Source organism: Streptomyces sp. LBL (assembly GCF_029893585.1).
Taxonomy (GTDB): Bacteria; Actinomycetota; Actinomycetes; order Streptomycetales; family Streptomycetaceae; genus Streptomyces.
In genome coordinates, this window is record NZ_JARXYX010000006.1 from 306,748 (window position 1) to 322,863 (window position 16,116).

13 protein-coding genes and 3 pseudogenes are annotated in these 16,116 nt (G+C 69.0%); 13 read left to right on the forward strand and 3 right to left on the reverse strand.

Features of this window, described 5'->3' with window-relative positions; all coding sequences use genetic code 11:
• Window positions 1–267 precede the first annotated feature (267 nt).
• The 3 genes from eccD to M2271_RS10060 all read left to right on the forward strand — a co-directional run bounded on the left by eccD (window position 268) and on the right by M2271_RS10060 (window position 3,381).
• Complete coding sequence (gene eccD, locus M2271_RS10050) at window positions 268–1,773, forward strand: type VII secretion integral membrane protein EccD (RefSeq protein ID WP_280886792.1); 1,506 nt, start codon at window positions 268–270, stop codon at window positions 1,771–1,773.
• A gap of 109 nt (window positions 1,774–1,882) precedes the next feature.
• The gene (locus M2271_RS10055) at window positions 1,883–2,476 is read left to right on the forward strand and encodes a hypothetical protein (protein ID WP_280886766.1); all 594 of its coding nucleotides are present in this window, start codon (window positions 1,883–1,885) and stop codon (window positions 2,474–2,476) included.
• Window positions 2,395–3,381, forward strand: coding sequence for a PQQ-binding-like beta-propeller repeat protein (locus tag M2271_RS10060; protein WP_280886767.1), 987 nt, complete (start codon window positions 2,395–2,397; stop codon window positions 3,379–3,381). Before M2271_RS10055 ends, M2271_RS10060 begins: the two co-directional genes overlap by 82 nt.
• A gap of 264 nt (window positions 3,382–3,645) precedes the next feature.
• Here M2271_RS10060 and M2271_RS10065 read toward each other — a convergent pair whose 3' ends face one another.
• Entirely contained in the window at window positions 3,646–3,966 is a 321-nt protein-coding gene (locus tag M2271_RS10065; RefSeq protein ID WP_280886768.1) for a DUF397 domain-containing protein, read from the reverse strand.
• A gap of 269 nt (window positions 3,967–4,235) precedes the next feature.
• On the opposite strand from M2271_RS10065, the gene rpsO reads away from it, so the two are divergent.
• The 5 genes from rpsO (at window position 4,236) to M2271_RS10090 (ending at window position 9,799) form a co-directional block, all read left to right on the forward strand.
• Complete coding sequence (rpsO, locus tag M2271_RS10070; protein WP_003993372.1) at window positions 4,236–4,523, forward strand: 30S ribosomal protein S15; 288 nt, start codon at window positions 4,236–4,238, stop codon at window positions 4,521–4,523.
• Between the two features lie 389 nt (window positions 4,524–4,912).
• The gene (locus M2271_RS10075) at window positions 4,913–7,129 is read left to right on the forward strand and encodes a polyribonucleotide nucleotidyltransferase (RefSeq protein WP_280886769.1); all 2,217 of its coding nucleotides are present in this window, start codon (window positions 4,913–4,915) and stop codon (window positions 7,127–7,129) included.
• Window positions 7,126–8,505 (forward strand): pitrilysin family protein, encoded by a 1,380-nt coding sequence (locus tag M2271_RS10080; protein ID WP_280886770.1) that lies wholly within the window; start codon window positions 7,126–7,128, stop codon window positions 8,503–8,505. Before M2271_RS10075 ends, M2271_RS10080 begins: the two co-directional genes overlap by 4 nt.
• 89 nt (window positions 8,506–8,594) lie before the next feature.
• Window positions 8,595–9,347, forward strand: a complete 753-nt coding sequence (dapB, locus tag M2271_RS10085; protein ID WP_280886771.1) for a 4-hydroxy-tetrahydrodipicolinate reductase — start codon at window positions 8,595–8,597, stop codon at window positions 9,345–9,347.
• Window positions 9,347–9,799 carry a hypothetical protein gene (locus M2271_RS10090; protein ID WP_280886772.1) on the forward strand — a complete coding sequence of 151 codons (453 nt, stop codon included), beginning with the start codon at window positions 9,347–9,349 and terminating at the stop codon, window positions 9,797–9,799. Before dapB ends, M2271_RS10090 begins: the two co-directional genes overlap by 1 nt.
• Window positions 9,800–9,877: 78 nt before the next feature.
• Here M2271_RS10090 and M2271_RS10095 read toward each other — a convergent pair whose 3' ends face one another.
• Together M2271_RS10095 and M2271_RS10100 are read right to left on the reverse strand one after the other, a co-directional pair.
• Entirely contained in the window at window positions 9,878–10,429 is a 552-nt protein-coding gene (locus M2271_RS10095) for a PH domain-containing protein (RefSeq protein WP_280886773.1), read from the reverse strand.
• 102 nt (window positions 10,430–10,531) lie between these two features.
• Window positions 10,532–10,771 (reverse strand): hypothetical protein, encoded by a 240-nt coding sequence (locus tag M2271_RS10100; RefSeq protein WP_280886774.1) that lies wholly within the window; start codon window positions 10,769–10,771, stop codon window positions 10,532–10,534.
• Window positions 10,772–10,980: 209 nt separating this feature from the next.
• Between M2271_RS10100 and M2271_RS10105 the strand changes: the two are divergent.
• The 5 genes and pseudogenes from M2271_RS10105 to M2271_RS10125 all read left to right on the forward strand — a co-directional run.
• A pseudogene (locus M2271_RS10105) lies at window positions 10,981–11,271 on the forward strand (FAD-dependent thymidylate synthase); the annotation flags it as partial.
• 159 nt (window positions 11,272–11,430) lie between these two features.
• Window positions 11,431–12,176: pseudogene (locus tag M2271_RS10110) on the forward strand (HNH endonuclease); the annotation flags it as partial.
• A 4-nt stretch (window positions 12,177–12,180) separates the two neighbouring features.
• Window positions 12,181–12,630, forward strand: a pseudogene (gene thyX / locus M2271_RS10115) (FAD-dependent thymidylate synthase); the annotation flags it as partial.
• A 224-nt stretch (window positions 12,631–12,854) separates the two neighbouring features.
• Window positions 12,855–13,754: a 4-hydroxy-tetrahydrodipicolinate synthase gene (dapA, locus tag M2271_RS10120; protein WP_280886775.1), complete on the forward strand. Its 900-nt coding sequence runs from the start codon at window positions 12,855–12,857 to the stop codon at window positions 13,752–13,754.
• A gap of 155 nt (window positions 13,755–13,909) precedes the next feature.
• On the forward strand, window positions 13,910–15,595 hold the full coding sequence (locus M2271_RS10125) for a ribonuclease J (RefSeq protein ID WP_280886776.1): 1,686 nt from the start codon (window positions 13,910–13,912) through the stop codon (window positions 15,593–15,595).
• Window positions 15,596–16,116: the final 521 nt, after the last annotated feature.

A 16,116-nucleotide genomic window follows, 5' to 3' on the forward strand; every position in this document is an offset into this window, starting at 1 on the left:
GCGGACGCAGGCCGCCGCGTGATCCTACTGACTTCCTCACGGACGAGGGGGCGATAGGGTGCCGGATGTTCGCGTGCGCACACGCGAGTTGGGCCGGAGGATCAGGGCATTCCATGCCATCTGGCGAGGTACGGAACCCCGTCGGCAGTACGTCGGCCCTCTCCCCGCACCCGCTCGGCGGTGCCGGCCGCGGACGGCGGGGCAAGCGGCGCAGGATTTTCACGCCGTAGACGCAGGATCATCACTGAGGGGGAGCAGCAGGTGAGCATGACGGCCTCCGCGGCAGCCACCGGAGGAGCGCCCGGGACGGGAACTCCTCCCGGGGCGGGCCCTGGACTCGGTTTCTGCCGTATCACGATCGTCGCACCCGACAGCCGGATCGACGTGGCGCTGCCCGACGACATTCCGGTCGCCGACGTCTATCCGGAGATCCTCACTCTCTCCCAGCAGAGCCCCGCCGAGGGCGCCCCCGTCGGCTACCACCTGGTGCGCCGGGACGGCACCGTCCTCGACAGCTCCCGCTCGTTCGCCGCCCAGCGCATCCTCGACGGCGAACTCCTCACCCTGCGGCCCTTCTCCGAGTCGCTGCCCCCGGCCGTCTTCGACGACGTCTCCGAAGCGGTCGCCGCGGCGGTGACGAGCGAACGCACCCTGTGGAGCGGCGACCTGACGCGCGCCGCGGGCCTCGTCGGAGGCAGCGTCCTGCCGGTCCTGCTCGCCTTCGTCGCATGGATGGGCAACCCGCGCCACGACATGAACAGCCTCCCCGGCGTCCTCGCCGCGGTCGCCGGCGTCCTCCTCGTCGTCCTCGCGTGCGTGCGGGCCCGTATCTACGATGACCGGGCCTCGGCCATCGCCCTGGGACTCGGCGCGCTCCCGAACATCGGGGTGGCCGGCTCCGGACTGCTCCCGCTCACCGACGGACAGGGCATCGGCAAGCTCCAGTTCCTCCTCGCCTGCGCGGCGGTGCTGCTGGCCGCGTTCCTGCTCGCCCTGTGCTCACCGAGCGGGGACGGGCCGTTCGTCGCCTTCGTCTTCGCGTCCGCCATCGGCCTGGTGGCGGTGTTCGTGGCGATCCTCGCCGACTGGACGCCGTCCGAGGTCGGCGCCCTGTGCGCCCCGATCGCCGTCGGAGGCCTGGCCTTCCTGCCGGGCCTGTCGATGCGCTTCGCCCGGCTGCCGATCGGCTTCGACACCCCGGACACCGCCCCGAGCAGCGCGTACGCCACCGATCCCACGCCGCACGAGCCGGTCGACGCCGAGCGCGTCGCCGCCAAGGCCCGCCGCGGCCACGAACTCCTGGTCGGTCTGGTCGGAGGGTGCGCCGTGATCGCGGTCGGCGCCTCGGCGGTCCTCGGGTTCTCCTCCGACGTCTGGGCCCAACTGCTCGCCCTCGCGACCGGCGTGGCCCTGCTGATGCGCGCCCACCTCTTCCGCTACACCGCCCAGGTGGCCCCGGTGCTGGCCGCCGGTCTCGTCTCGCTGGTGCTGCTCGGCCTCGGGCTGGCCCTCGACCCGCCGCGCTCGCTGGTCCGTGAGGCCCTCCTGGGCGACAGCAACGGCCTCGACATCCGGACCGTCTGGCTCGTCGCGGTGATCGCGGCGGCGGCCGCGCTCGTCACCGCGATCGGGCTGGCCCTCTCCCGCGGCGGCCTCACCCCGTTCTGGGGCCGCTTCCTGGAGATCGCCGAGGGCTTCGTGCTGCTGACTCTGGTACCGCTCGCGCTGGCCGTCTTCGACGTGTACTCGACGGCACGTTCGATGACGAGCTGACCAGGCACCGGCGGCATGCCGCCGGTGGCGTCGGCGAAAAGCCGGCGAAAGCCAGCGGAGGTCGGCCCAAAAGGGACGCCATCGGCACCGAGTGAAGGGAACTCTGAGCGTGAGCTTCGGCCCGCCTCCTTCCGTGTACACCCAGTCCACGCTGGCGGCGGACCAGCAGCGCAGGAAGCGACGTAGAGCGCTGTTCGGTGCGCTGGCCGCCGTCCTCGCGGTGGTGGTGTCAGCGGGCGCCTGGTTGCTGTGGGACCGGGATCCGTCATCGTCGGACAAACCGGCCACCGCGGCACCGAGCCGCCTCGACGTCCGGCAGACGGTCGAGAAGCAGCCCGGGAACACCAGCGGCGCCATGGCGTTCCGGTTCTCCCTCGACGACATGAGCCCCGGCGAGCGGCGCGCGATGCCCGGCATGTGGGCCACGGACCGGATCCTGGCCAAGGGCATCAACAGAACCCTCGTCGGCTTCAGGATCGGCTCGGACGCCTCCCCCGGCGACGAGGAGTGGAAGCTCCAGTTCTCCGGCCCCATCTGCGGCTACACACGGCACACGACCGTCGAGAACCGTACGGCCGCCTGTTCCGGGCGAGCAACGACGACAGCGGTCCCTGCGACCACGTGGCCTTCGTCGACCTCGACGACGGCCGGAAGGTCTGGGAGCACCCGTTCACACCGGGCGGCGGTGCCACTCCGAGCGTGACCCTCACCCGGGCGACGGTCGCCGTGACCTGGGGCGGCGGCTCCCAGGCGTACGACATGGACGAGGGCCGGCGACTGTGGCGCACCAAGGCCACCGGCACCTGCCGGGACTCCGGCGCCGCGGGCGGGCGTGCGCTGCTCGTCCTGGTCTCCTGCTCCCGCAAGGACACGTCCGCCACCTCGTGGGAGGGCACGACGTACCAGGTGCGCAAGGTGGCGCCGGACACCGGCCGGACCCTGTGGACGTACGCCGTCGCCTCCGGTGTCCGGGAGATCAAGGTGCCCTCCAGCGAACCGGCCGTCCTGGCCGTCGCGGCCGGCGACACAGGCTTCACCGAACTGCTCTCCCTGGACGACCGGGGAAGGAACCGCGCCACGATCCGGCTCGAAAGCGGCCAGTATCTCGGTGAGTGCACCGACGCGCTCGACTACCGCGTCATCGACGACTGCCCCACGATTCCGGTCGGGGGCGGCCAGGTGTTCCTCCGCAGCAAGGAGCACGATGACGGCGGACACCCCAACAACTGGATCATCGGCTTCGACCTGGCGACCGGGAAAACGGTCAAGAAGTTCGACTCGGGGCCCAACGAGTTGCTGCACCCGGTACAGATGAGCGGCGACCGGCTGCTGGCGCTCCGCGAGAGCAGCGACCGCATCTCACCCATGGCACTGGTCGACCTCGACCCCAAGACCGGTGCGGAGACTCCGTACCTCTACTTCGGTCTGCCGCTGGAAGCCGAATCGTTCACGCTCACGGAATCGAACGACATCCTCGTCCACGACGGACGGCTGTTCTTCGGCGCCAAGGAGGCCGTCGGCCCCACCGCGAAGGACGGCAAGGCCTGGATCTGGCTGGCCCTGGGGATCGGGAGCGCCGCGGAGAAGCCCGCGTCCGCCGCGCGGTGAACGGAATGTCCGCGTCCGTCGCGCGGTGAAGGAGAGGTCCGCGTCCGTCGCGGGGTGAAGGAGAGGTCCGCGTCCGTCGCGCGGTGAACGGAAAGGACCGTGTCCGCAGCGCGGCAGCGGACACGGTCCCCCCGGCCGGCCGGCAGGCGCGGAGGCGACGGACCCGCCGGTGCATCCGGCGGGCGGGCAGCCGGCAACCCACCAGCGCATCCCGCGGGCGGGGCGGGCAGCCGGCAACCCACCGGCTCCCGCCCCGCCCGACCGTCACCCCGCTGCGCGGCCCCCGTCCTTCTCCGGCTCCGGCTCCGGCCCCCGCTCCGGCCCCGGCTCCAAATCGAACTCCCCGTCCCGAGCCCCCAGCACGAACGCGCGCCACTCCGCCTCCGTGTACCGCAGAACGGTGTCCGGGTCGAGTGAGGAACGCATGGCCACGGCCCCGTCGGGGAGGTACGCGATCTCGACCCGTTCCTCGTGCTGCTCGGTTCCCGGCGCGCTCTGCCACTCGACGCCGGAGATGTCGAGGGCGTACAGCTCGTCCCTCTCCCGCTCCTTGCGCGCCTTGATCTCCTCTGCCGTCTCCGCCATTGCGCAGCGACCCCTTCCCGACGTACGTACCGAACAAGTCCGACCGCTCACCCTAGTGGCGCTGTCCGCCCTGCCCAGGGGCTTCGGCGACCTGGGCGAAGGTCCCCACCAGTGCCTGGTACCCTGAGTGACGGCCGTTTGTGTACGCACCCCCGGAGCGCCGCTCTGGAGGCCGCGCCCAACGGATCCCTGCCTCCCGAGTAACGGAAGCCACCCCGAGAAGTAGACCGGGGGCACTCGGTGGCAATCACAGACTACGAGGAGTACGCGTGCCGCTCGACGCCGCTACGAAGAAGCAGATCATCACCGAGTTCGGCCAGAAGGAGGGCGACACCGGCTCCCCCGAGGTCCAGGTCGCGATGCTCTCGCGCCGTATCTCGGATCTGACCGAGCACCTCAAGACCCACAAGCACGACCACCACTCCCGTCGTGGCCTGCTGATCCTGGTCGGTCAGCGCCGCCGACTGCTGCAGTACCTCGCCAAGAAGGACATCCAGCGCTTCCGTGCGCTGGTCGACCGCCTCGGCATCCGCCGCGGTGCGGCGGGCGCCAAGTAAGACGCCGTGGGGGAGCGGTTCCCGAACGATCGGGGGCCGCTCCCTTTGCCGTATGTGCGGTTTGCCGTACGTGCGGAAACGTGCGGAGTGTCACTCACGCTTTGTAGTGTGGTAGCACAACGCATTACGGACGACACAGCACGAGAAGCACCGCACGACAAGAAGCACCGCACGACGAGCAACACAGCAGGACGAGCAACACCGCACGACAAGAAATGGAGAAGCGCACCTAGCCGCCGCCGGTCCTCGGTAGTGGCGCCCGGGCGAAGCGAGCCCCGGGTGCTTCGATCGAAGACCGGCCCGCACTGCACGGAGCGCTTCTCCGCCACCGTCCCCCCGCCACACGGGCGAGGAGGGACGAAAGACGACAAGTAACGGAGATAACGCTAGTGGAGAACGAGACCCACTACGCCGAGGCCGTCATTGACAACGGCTCCTTCGGCACCCGCACCATCCGCTTCGAGACGGGCCGCCTGGCCAAGCAGGCCGCCGGCTCCGCCGTGGCGTACCTGGACGACGACACCATGGTGCTGTCGGCCACCACCGCATCCAAGAACCCCAAGGACCAGCTCGACTTCTTCCCCCTCACGGTGGACGTCGAGGAGCGGATGTACGCCGCCGGCAAGATCCCCGGCAGCTTCTTCCGCCGCGAGGGCCGTCCCTCCGAGGACGCCATCCTCACCTGCCGTCTGATCGACCGCCCGCTGCGCCCGTCCTTCAAGAAGGGCCTGCGCAACGAGATCCAGGTCGTCGCCACGATCATGGCGCTCAACCCCGACCACCTGTACGACGTCGTGGCGATCAACGCCGCCTCCGCGTCGACGCAGCTGGCCGGTCTGCCCTTCTCCGGCCCGATCGGCGGCGTCCGCGTCGCGCTGATCAACGGCCAGTGGGTCGCCTTCCCGACGCACACCGAGCTCGAGGACGCCGTCTTCGACATGGTCGTCGCGGGCCGCGTCCTGGACGACGGCGACGTCGCGATCATGATGGTCGAGGCCGAGGCCACCGAGAAGACCATCACGCTGGTCGCGGGCGGCGCCGAGGCGCCGACCGAGGAGGTCGTCGCCTCCGGTCTGGACGCCGCGAAGCCCTTCATCAAGGTGCTCTGCAAGGCCCAGGCCGACCTCGCCGCGAAGGCCGCCAAGCCGACCGGTGAGTTCCCGGTCTTCCTCGACTACCAGGACGACGTCCTGGAGGCGCTCAGCGCCGCGGTCAAGGGCGAGCTCTCGCAGGCTCTCACCATCGCGGGCAAGCAGGAGCGCGAGGCCGAGCTGGACCGCGTCAAGGGTCTGGCCGCCGAGAAGCTGCTCCCGCAGTTCGAGGGCCGCGAGAAGGAGATCTCCGCCGCGTACCGCTCGCTGACCAAGTCCCTGGTCCGTGAGCGCGTCATCAAGGACAAGAAGCGCATCGACGGGCGTGGCGTCACGGACATCCGTACGCTCGCCGCCGAGGTCGAGGCCATCCCGCGCGTGCACGGTTCGGCGCTGTTCGAGCGTGGCGAGACGCAGATCCTGGGCGTCACCACCCTGAACATGCTCCGGATGGAGCAGCAGCTGGACACCCTCTCCCCGGTGACCCGCAAGCGCTACATGCACAACTACAACTTCCCGCCGTACTCCGTCGGCGAGACCGGCCGCGTCGGCTCCCCGAAGCGCCGCGAGATCGGCCATGGCGCCCTCGCCGAGCGCGCCATCGTGCCGGTGCTGCCGACGCGCGAGGAGTTCCCCTACGCGATCCGTCAGGTGTCCGAGGCCCTCGGCTCCAACGGCTCGACGTCCATGGGCTCGGTCTGCGCCTCCACGATGTCGCTGCTGAACGCCGGTGTGCCCCTGAAGGCCCCGGTCGCCGGTATCGCCATGGGTCTGATCTCCCAGGAGATCAACGGCGAGACGCACTACGTCGCCCTCACCGACATCCTCGGTGCGGAGGACGCCTTCGGCGACATGGACTTCAAGGTCGCCGGCACCAAGGAGTTCGTCACCGCCCTCCAGCTCGACACCAAGCTGGACGGCATCCCGGCCTCCGTCCTGGCCGCGGCCCTCAAGCAGGCCCGTGACGCCCGCCTCCACATCCTCGACGTGATGATGGAAGCGATCGACACGCCGGACGAGATGTCCCCCAACGCCCCGCGGATCATCACCGTCAAGATCCCCGTGGACAAGATCGGCGAGGTCATCGGCCCGAAGGGCAAGATGATCAACCAGATCCAGGAGGACACCGGCGCCGACATCACGATCGAGGACGACGGCACCATCTACATCGGTGCCCAGCAGGGCTCGCAGGCCGAGGCCGCGCGCGCCACGATCAACTCGATCGCCAACCCGACCATGCCGGAGGTCGGCGAGCGCTACCTGGGCACCGTCGTGAAGACGACGACCTTCGGTGCGTTCGTGTCGCTGCTCCCCGGCAAGGACGGTCTGCTGCACATCTCGCAGATCCGCAAGCTCGCCGGCGGCAAGCGCGTGGAGAACGTCGAGGACGTGCTCGGTGTGGGCTCCAAGGTCCAGGTCGAGATCGCCGAGATCGACTCCCGAGGCAAGCTCTCCCTGATCCCGGTCATCGAGGGCGAAGAGAGCGACGAGAAGAAGGACGACACCGACAAGTGACGTCGAGCAGCACGTCGGCGACGGCCCGCACCTCCTCGGAGGCGCGGGCCGTCGCCCGTACCCAAACTCTGATCAAGGGCACCAACGGCGTCGGTACGGTCCGCAAGACCACCCTCCCGGGTGGACTGCGCGTGGTCACCGAGACCCTGCCCTCGGTCCGCTCGGCGACCTTCGGTATCTGGGCCCACGTCGGCTCCCGCGACGAGACGCCGGCCCTGAACGGCGCCACCCACTATCTGGAGCACCTGCTCTTCAAGGGCACTTCGAAGCGCAGCGCGCTGGACATCTCCTCCGCCCTCGACGCGGTCGGCGGCGAGATGAACGCGTTCACGGCGAAGGAGTACACGTGCTACTACGCGCGCGTGCTCGACACCGACCTGCCGCTCGCCATCGACGTCGTCTGCGACATGCTGACTGGCTCCCTGATCATCGAAGAGGACGTCAACGTCGAGCGGGGTGCGATCCTCGAAGAGATCGCCATGACCGAGGACGACCCGGGCGACTGCGTGCACGACCTGTTCGCGCACACCATGTTCGGCGACAACCCCCTCGGCCGCCCGGTCCTCGGCACGGTCGACACCGTCAACGCCCTCACCGCCGACCGCATCCGCCGCTTCTACAAGAAGCACTACGACCCCACCCACCTCGTCGTGGCGTGCGCCGGCAACGTCGACCACAACACGGTCGTACGGCAGGTCCGCGCGGCCTTCGAAAAGGTGGGCGCCCTCAAGAACCTCGACGCCACGCCCATCGCGCCCCGCGACGGGCGCCGAGCCCTGCGCACCGCGGGCCGCGTCGAGCTGGTCGGCCGCAAGACCGAGCAGGCGCATGTCGTCCTCGGCATGCCGGGCCTGGCCCGCACCGACGAGCGCCGCTGGTCGCTGGGGGTCCTCACCACGGCCCTCGGCGGCGGCATGTCGTCGAGGCTGTTCCAGGAGGTCCGCGAGAAGCGCGGCCTGGCCTACAGCGTGTACGCGTACACCTCCGGCTTCGCCGACTGCGGACTCTTCGGCGTGTACGCGGGCTGCCGCCCGAGCCAGGTGCACGACGTGCTGAAGATCTGCCGCGACGAACTCGACCAGGTCGCCGAACACGGCCTCTCGGACGACGAGATCGACCGCGCCATCGGCCAGCTCCGAGGCTCGACGGTCCTCGGTCTCGAGGACACCGGCGCGCTGATGAACCGTATCGGCAAGAGCGAGCTGTGCTGGGGCGAGCAGATGTCGGTCGACGACATGCTGGCCCGGATAGCCTCGGTCACCCCGGACGACGTCCGCTCGGTCGCCCGCGACCTCCTGGGACGGCGGCCCTCGCTGTCGGTCATCGGCCCGTTGAAGGACAAGCAGGCGGCCCGACTGCACGAGGCCGTCGCCTGATCCACTCCGAAACTCCGAACTCCACGACTCCGAGACTCCGGGCCTTTGAGGCTCCGGGACTCCGGAACCCCGGTTAAGGAAGCAAGAACATGAGCAAGCTGCGCGTGGCGGTCCTCGGTGCCAAGGGCCGCATCGGTGCCGAGGCGGTACGGGCGGTCGAGGCCGCGGAGGACATGGAGCTGGTCGCCGCCCTGGGCAGGGGCGACAAGCTGGAGCGGCTCGCCGAAACCGGAGCCCAGGTCGCCGTCGAACTGACCACGCCGGCCTCGGTGATGGAGAACCTCGACTTCTGCGTACGGCACGGCATCCACGCGGTCGTCGGTACGACGGGCTGGACCGACGAGCGTCTCGCACAGCTCAAGGGCTGGCTTGACCGGTCCCCGGAGACCGGCGTGCTCATCGCGCCGAACTTCTCCATCGGGGCCGTGCTGACGATGAAGTTCGCGCAGATCGCCGCGCCCTACTTCGAGTCCGTCGAGGTCGTCGAGCTGCACCACCCGAACAAGGTGGACGCCCCGTCCGGCACCGCCACCCGCACCGCCCAGCTCATCGCCGAGGCCCGGCGCAGGGCCGGTTCCGCACCGGCACCGGACGCCACGGTCACCGCACTGGACGGCGCGCGGGGAGCCAGTGTGGACGGCGTGCCCGTGCACGCCATCCGCCTGCGCGGTCTGCTCGCCCACCAGGAGGTCCTGCTGGGCGGCGAGGGCGAGACCCTGACTGTCCGGCACGACTCCCTGCACCACAGCAGCTTCATGCCGGGCATCCTGCTCGGCGCCCGCCGCGTGGTGACCACCCCGGGCCTCACCTTCGGCCTGGAACACTTCCTGGATCTCGGCTGATGCGAGCCAAGCTCTCCTACGCCGTCACGGCCGCCGTCCTGGTCTTCTACTTCGTCCTGGTCGGCAGCCGCGGCGTCATGCTCATCCAGTCCGGCACGCTTCTGACCGTGACCTTCGGGGTCGCGGTGCTGATCCTGCCGGTCATCGGTCTGTGGTTCCTCTGGAAGAACACCCAGTTCGTCCGCAAGGCCAACCAGCTTGCCGCCGAACTCGACGCCGAGGGCGGCCTGCCCGTCGACGAGCTCAAGCGCAGCCCGGGCGGCCGTATCGACCGTGACTCGGCCGACGAGGTGTTCGCCGAGCGCAAGGCGGAGACGGAGGCGGCGCCGGACGACTGGCGCAGTTGGTTCCGCCTGGCCATCGCCTACCACGACGCCCGCGACACCCCACGCGCCCGCAAGGCGATGCAACGGGCGATAGCCCTGCACGACGGCAGACCGGTCCAGGTCTGACCACGTTCGCCGCACGCCGAAGGGGCCGGCCCGCACTCGCTGCGGACCGGCCCCTTCGGCGTGGTCATGGTCGGGACGTCAGCCCGGCCGGTACTCGTCCGCCCAGGCCTCCACCGCGTCCGCGGCCCGGTCGAAGGAACCGGGCCGCGCCAGGAAGTCCGCGTTGTGCGTGGTCAGCAGCGCCGGCAGGTCATCCGCCCCACGATCCCGTCGTACGAGCGTCAGCGCCTGCCCCATCACGGCACGCGGCAGCCCGAGCCAGCGCACCGGCTGCTGCACCGTCCGGACGGCGACGACCTGCTCCCAGGGCACCGTGCGCGTGAGCAGGAAACCCACCTGGCGCAGCCCGTGGGGGCTCACCCACACACCGATGCGCAGCAGCCGCAGCGCGCAGACGATGACGACCACGGCGATACCGAGGACGACCCCGGCCTCCGACACCGCACCGGTCAGGGCGATGATCACCGCCGCGAAGAGCACGTAGGAGGCAAGCAGCAGCAGGATCGCTGCCACGCCCACGCGCCACGGGCCGGGCCGGTAGGGACGCCGCCAGCGGTCGCGGTCGTCGAAGGGCAGCGGGACGTCCTGCGCCTCGAATGCGCGGTCGGCCGTCAGGAAGGGCAGGGGCACGGCTGGTCCTCACTCAATTCCATGCGTGGGCTGTGCCCGGTGAGGTTATCCACCTGTGTCCCTGCTCACCACCTCCGGGGTCCGGATGGGGCCAGTCCCGGCTCAGTGCCCCCGGGACGCCTGGGACTGCTGCGTATGCGCGGGCGCCCGGTCCTGGGACAGCGCGGGCACCCCGAGCGCCAGGGAGCCCACCAGACCGGCGACGATCATCAGCCCCAGGAAGGAGCGCCCGGCTATCTGCCCGGCGGACGCCCGCTCACGGGGCGGGGGAGTGACATTGCTGCGGAACGTGTCGGCTTCGGCGAGGAAGGCGAACGGTACGGGTTCGCGCCGACGGAACATCGGGGTCGCATCTCCTTCGGGGGTCGAACGGATCACTGTCGTCCATACGGATCACTGTCGTCCATACAGACGAGCGGGTGCCACATTTGGTGCCCGCTTCACCCGAATTCACAGAAGTCGTCGCGTACCGGCACCGAACGCCCCGATGCCAGTGCCGGGCCGTAGAGTGGGCGCCGCCCGAGAGAAGTGATGGAAGGACCCTCCCTGCCGTGACCGACACACCCGCCGACGACCTGAAGCCCAGCTTCCGCAGTGACATCACCGTCGAGCTGGTCAAGCACACCGCGTCCGACGCCGACGTGCTCTTCGCCGCCCGCGTCTCGACCGTCGGCGAACAGTCCCTGGAGGAGCTGGGCAAGGACCCGGAGCGCTCCAAGGGCCTGATCAACTACCTGATGCGAGACCGGCACGGCAGCCCCTTCGAGCACAACTCGATGACCTTCTTCGTCAGCGCCCCGATCTTCGTCTTCCGCGAGTTCATGCGGCACCGCGTGGGCTGGTGCGTCGCCGGTGACACGGAGATCACCTTGGTGAGCGAGGCGGGCACCCTCCGGCGCCGCTCGATCGAGGATCTGTACAAGCTGTGGCACCTGGACGTCGAGGACCGGTTGCCGCCTTCAGCAGGCGGTGTGACCTGGAACGCCCGCGCGCAGAAGTGGATGGCGCAGGTCGGTCTCGGAGAGACCGACCACCACCTCGGGCTGTACGACCACCGTGAAGCGGCCGACTCGGCCGTCGCGGAATTCCGCGAGCGGCACCCCTCGGCCCGGCTGCGCAAGCTGGAACCGGTCCGACGCAACCAGGTCCGCTGCTACGACGAGGAGACACTGACGGCCCGTAGCGCCCCGATCCTCGACGTCATCCAGTCCGGCACCAAGCCGCTGATCAAGATCACCACTGCCGACGGCAAGGTCCTGCGCTGCACTGTCGACCATGCGATCCTCACCCCGGACGGCTGGCGAAAGGCCGGCGAGCTCGCGGCGGGGGACGCGGTGATGGGGGAGGGTATGGCGCCTCGTCCCGCGGAGAGTCCGGTCCCCCCGAGCCTCCGTCGCGGCGTGGGAGTCTGGACCGCGACGCTGCGCGACCGTCTGATCGGAGAGACCGACAGCTGTCATCTCTGCGGAGAGTCCTTCCCGCGGGAGCAGCTCGCGCTCGATCACGTCGTTCCCGTGGCCGAGGACCTCGCTCGCGCGCTGGACGAGCGGAACCTGGCGCCGGCCTGCGAGCCCTGTCATGCGTCCAAGAGCGCCGAGGAACAGAACCTCGCACGGCGCGGAGGGCAGATCGCCGTGGCCGTGCCTGACCTGATCGTGTCGATCGAGGAGGACGGTGAGGAGATGACGTACGACCTCACCGTGGAAGGCCCCTGGCACAACTTCCTGGCGAACGGCGTAGTCGTCCACAATTCCTACAACGAGGAGTCGGGCCGCTACAGGGAACTGCAACCGGTCTTCTACGTCCCCGGAGAGGACCGCAAGCTCGTCCAGCAGGGGCGCCCGGGCAGATACGAGTTCGTGCCGGGCACCGAGGCGCAGCAGGCGATCGTGGAACGCTCGATGCAGGAGTCATACGTTCAGGCGTACGAGCGTTACCAGGAGATGCTCGCCGCCGGCGTCGCCCGCGAGGTCGCCCGCGCGGTGCTCCCGGTCGGCCTGTTCTCCTCGATGTACGCCACCTGCAACGCCCGCTCGCTGATGCACTTCCTCGGGCTGCGCACCCAGCACGAACTGGCGAAGGTCCGCTCCTTCCCGCAGCGGGAGATCGAGATGGTCGGCGAGAAGATGGAGGCGGAGTGGGCCAAGCTCATGCCGCTCACGCACGCGGCCTTCAATGCGAACGGCCGAGTGGCGCCGTAACGAACCCTCATTACGCACCCTTATTCCCCAGGAGGGCACAGATGTACGGACCAGTGGGGCGAAGTGTCCGTATTGCGGCATTTAGGGAAGTTCATCTAGCCTGATCAAACGGACCCGGCACTGCCTGAACCCCCGAGCAGGCAGTGCCGGGATCCGCATTTGTCACCACTTGACGCCTCCCCCGAGGGCAGACCCCGCCTTGAGCAACGAGTAGCGTGTTCCCCATGGCTTTGACCTCCACTCCGCAGACCCCCTTCGGGCGGGTCCTCACCGCCATGGTCACGCCCTTCACGGCGGACGGCGCACTCGACCTCGACGGCGCACAGCGGCTCGCCACCCACTTGGTGGACGCAGGCAACGACGGCCTGGTCATCAACGGCACCACCGGCGAGTCGCCCACCACGAGCGACGCGGAGAAAACGGATCTCGTACGGGCCGTCCTGGAGGCCGTCGGTGACCGCGCCCACGTCGTCGCCGGCGTCGGCACCAACGACACCCACCACAGCATCGAGCTCGCCCGCGCGGCCGAGCAGGTGGGCGCGCACGGCCTCCTGGTCGTCACGCCGTACTACAACAAGCCCCCGCAGGAGGGCCTGTACCGGCACTTCACGGGCATCGCCGACGCCGCCGGGCTGCCGGTCATGCTCTACGACATCCCCGGCCGCAGCGGCGTCCCGATCAACAGCGAGACACTGGTCCGCCTCGCCGAGCACCCGCGGATCGTCGCCAACAAGGACGCCAAGGGCGACCTCGGCCGCGCCAGCTGGTCCATCGCACGCTCCGGCCTCGCCTGGTACTCCGGCGACGACATGCTGAACCTGCCGCTGCTCTCCGTGGGCGCGGTCGGCTTCGTCTCCGTCGTCGGCCACGTGGTCACCCCGGAGCTGCGCGCGCTGATCGACGCGTACATCGCCGGTGACGTCCAGAAGGCGACCGAGATCCACCAGAAGCTGCTCCCCGTCTACACGGGCATGTTCCGCACCCAGGGCGTCATGACGACGAAGGCCGCGCTCACCCTCCAGGGCCTGCCCGCCGGACCGCTGCGCGCGCCGATGATCGAGCTCACGTCCGAAGAGATCGAGCAGCTCAAGATCGATCTTGCCGCCGGCGGGGTACAGCTCTAGCACCAGACTTCGCGCGCCCGCCCGCGCCCCCAGACTTCACAACTGAATATGCAGGCCACCGGTGCCTGCCGTCCACAACGACAACTGCTTCTGCACGAACGTCACGCGCGCCACGTGCCCACCGGTACGTGGCGTGCGTGGTTGAGGAGAGTCTTTTGAGTCATCCGCATCCTGAACTCGGCTCGCCCCCGCCGCTCCCCGAAGGCGGCTTGCGGGTCACCCCGCTCGGCGGCCTCGGCGAGATCGGCCGAAACATGACGGTCTTCGAGTACGGCCGCCGCCTGCTGATCGTCGACTGCGGAGTGCTCTTCCCCGAGGAGGAGCAGCCCGGAATCGACCTGATCCTGCCGGACTTCTCGTCCATCCGGGACCGCCTTGACGACATCGAGGGCATCGTCCTCACCCATGGCCACGAGGACCACATCGGCGGCGTTCCCTATCTCCTGCGGGAGAAGCCGGACATCCCGCTGATCGGCTCCAAGCTGACCCTCGCGCTGATCGAGGCGAAGCTCCAGGAGCACCGCATCCGCCCGTACACCCTTGAGGTGGCAGAGGGACATCGTGAGCGCATCGGCCCGTTCGACTGCGAGTTCGTCGCGGTCAACCACTCCATCCCGGACGCCCTCGCCGTCGCCATCCGCACGCCGGCCGGCATGGTGGTCCACACCGGCGACTTCAAGATGGACCAGCTCCCGCTGGACAACCGCCTCACCGACCTCCACGCGTTCGCACGGCTGAGCGAGGAAGGCATCGACCTGCTTCTCTCGGACTCGACGAACGCCGAGGTCCCGGGATTCGTACCGCCCGAGCGGGACATCTCCAACGTCCTGCGCACGGTGTTCGCCAACGCCCGCAAGCGGATCATCGTGGCGAGCTTCGCCAGTCACGTCCACCGCATCCAGCAGATCCTGGACACGGCCCACGAGTACAACCGCCGGGTCGCCTTCGTCGGCCGCTCGATGGTCCGCAACATGGGCATCGCCCGGGACCTGGGCTATCTGAAGGTTCCACCGGGCCTGGTGGTCGACGTCAAGACGCTCGACGACCTCCCGGACCACGACGTCGTCCTGGTCTGCACGGGTTCCCAGGGCGAACCGATGGCGGCCCTGTCCCGCATGGCCAACCGCGACCACCAGATCCGCATCGTCAACGGCGACACCGTGATCCTGGCCTCGTCGCTGATCCCCGGCAACGAGAACGCGGTCTACCGCGTGATCAACGGCCTGACCCGCTGGGGCGCCCACGTAGTACACAAGGGCAACGCCAAGGTCCACGTCTCGGGCCACGCCTCGGCCGGCGAGCTGCTGTACTTCTACAACATCTGCCGTCCGAAGAACCTGATGCCGGTGCACGGCGAATGGCGTCACCTGCGGGCCAACGCCGAGCTGGGCGCCCTGACCGGCGTCCCGCACGACCGGATCGTCATCGCCGAGGACGGCGTGGTCGTCGACCTCGTCGAGGGCAAGGCGAAGATCTCCGGCAAGGTCCAAGCCGGTTATGTGTACGTCGACGGCCTCTCGGTCGGTGACGTGGGAGAGCCGGCGCTGAAGGACCGCAAGATCCTCGGCGACGAGGGCATCATCTCGGTCTTCATGGTCATCGACTCCTCGACCGGGAAGATCACAGGCGGTCCGCACGTCCAGGCCCGTGGCTCGGGTATCGAGGACTCCGCCTTCGCGGACATCCTCCCAAGGGTCATCGAAGTGCTGGAGCGCTCGGCGCAGGACGGTGTGGTCGAGCCCCACCAGCTCCAGCAGTTGGTGCGACGGACTCTGGGCAAGTGGGTCTCGGACAAGTACCGACGCCGGCCGATGATCCTCCCGGTGGTCGTGGAGGTCTGACGGTCCGTCGGGCCTTCGTCCACGCGAACCCGGAGCGGGGCGCCTCGATTTGCATCGGGGCGCCCCGCTCCAGTAGGTTTACGACTCCGCCCAAGGGGGAACCCGGCAGCTTCGTGCTACCGGACGCTTTCCCGACGGGGCGGGAATTCCGACTCAGAACTTCTGATAAAGTCGGAACCGCCGGAAAGGGAAACGCGAGAGCGGGAACCTGGAAAGCGCCGAGGAAATCGGATCGGAAAACGATCTGATAGAGTCGGAAACGCAAGACCGAAGGGAAGCGCCCGGAGGAAAGCCACGAGAGAGTCTCTCGGGTGAGTACAAAGGAAGCGTCCGTTCCTTGAGAACTCAACAGCGTGCCAAAAGTCAACGCCAGATATGTTGATACCCCGTCCACCGGTTTACTCCGGTGGCGAGGTTCCTTTGAAACAAAACATAGCGAGGACGCTGTGAACGGTCGGGCTTATTCCGCCTGACTGTTCCGCTCTCGTGGTGTCACCCGCACGTCTTTCTGAGACGTAGTC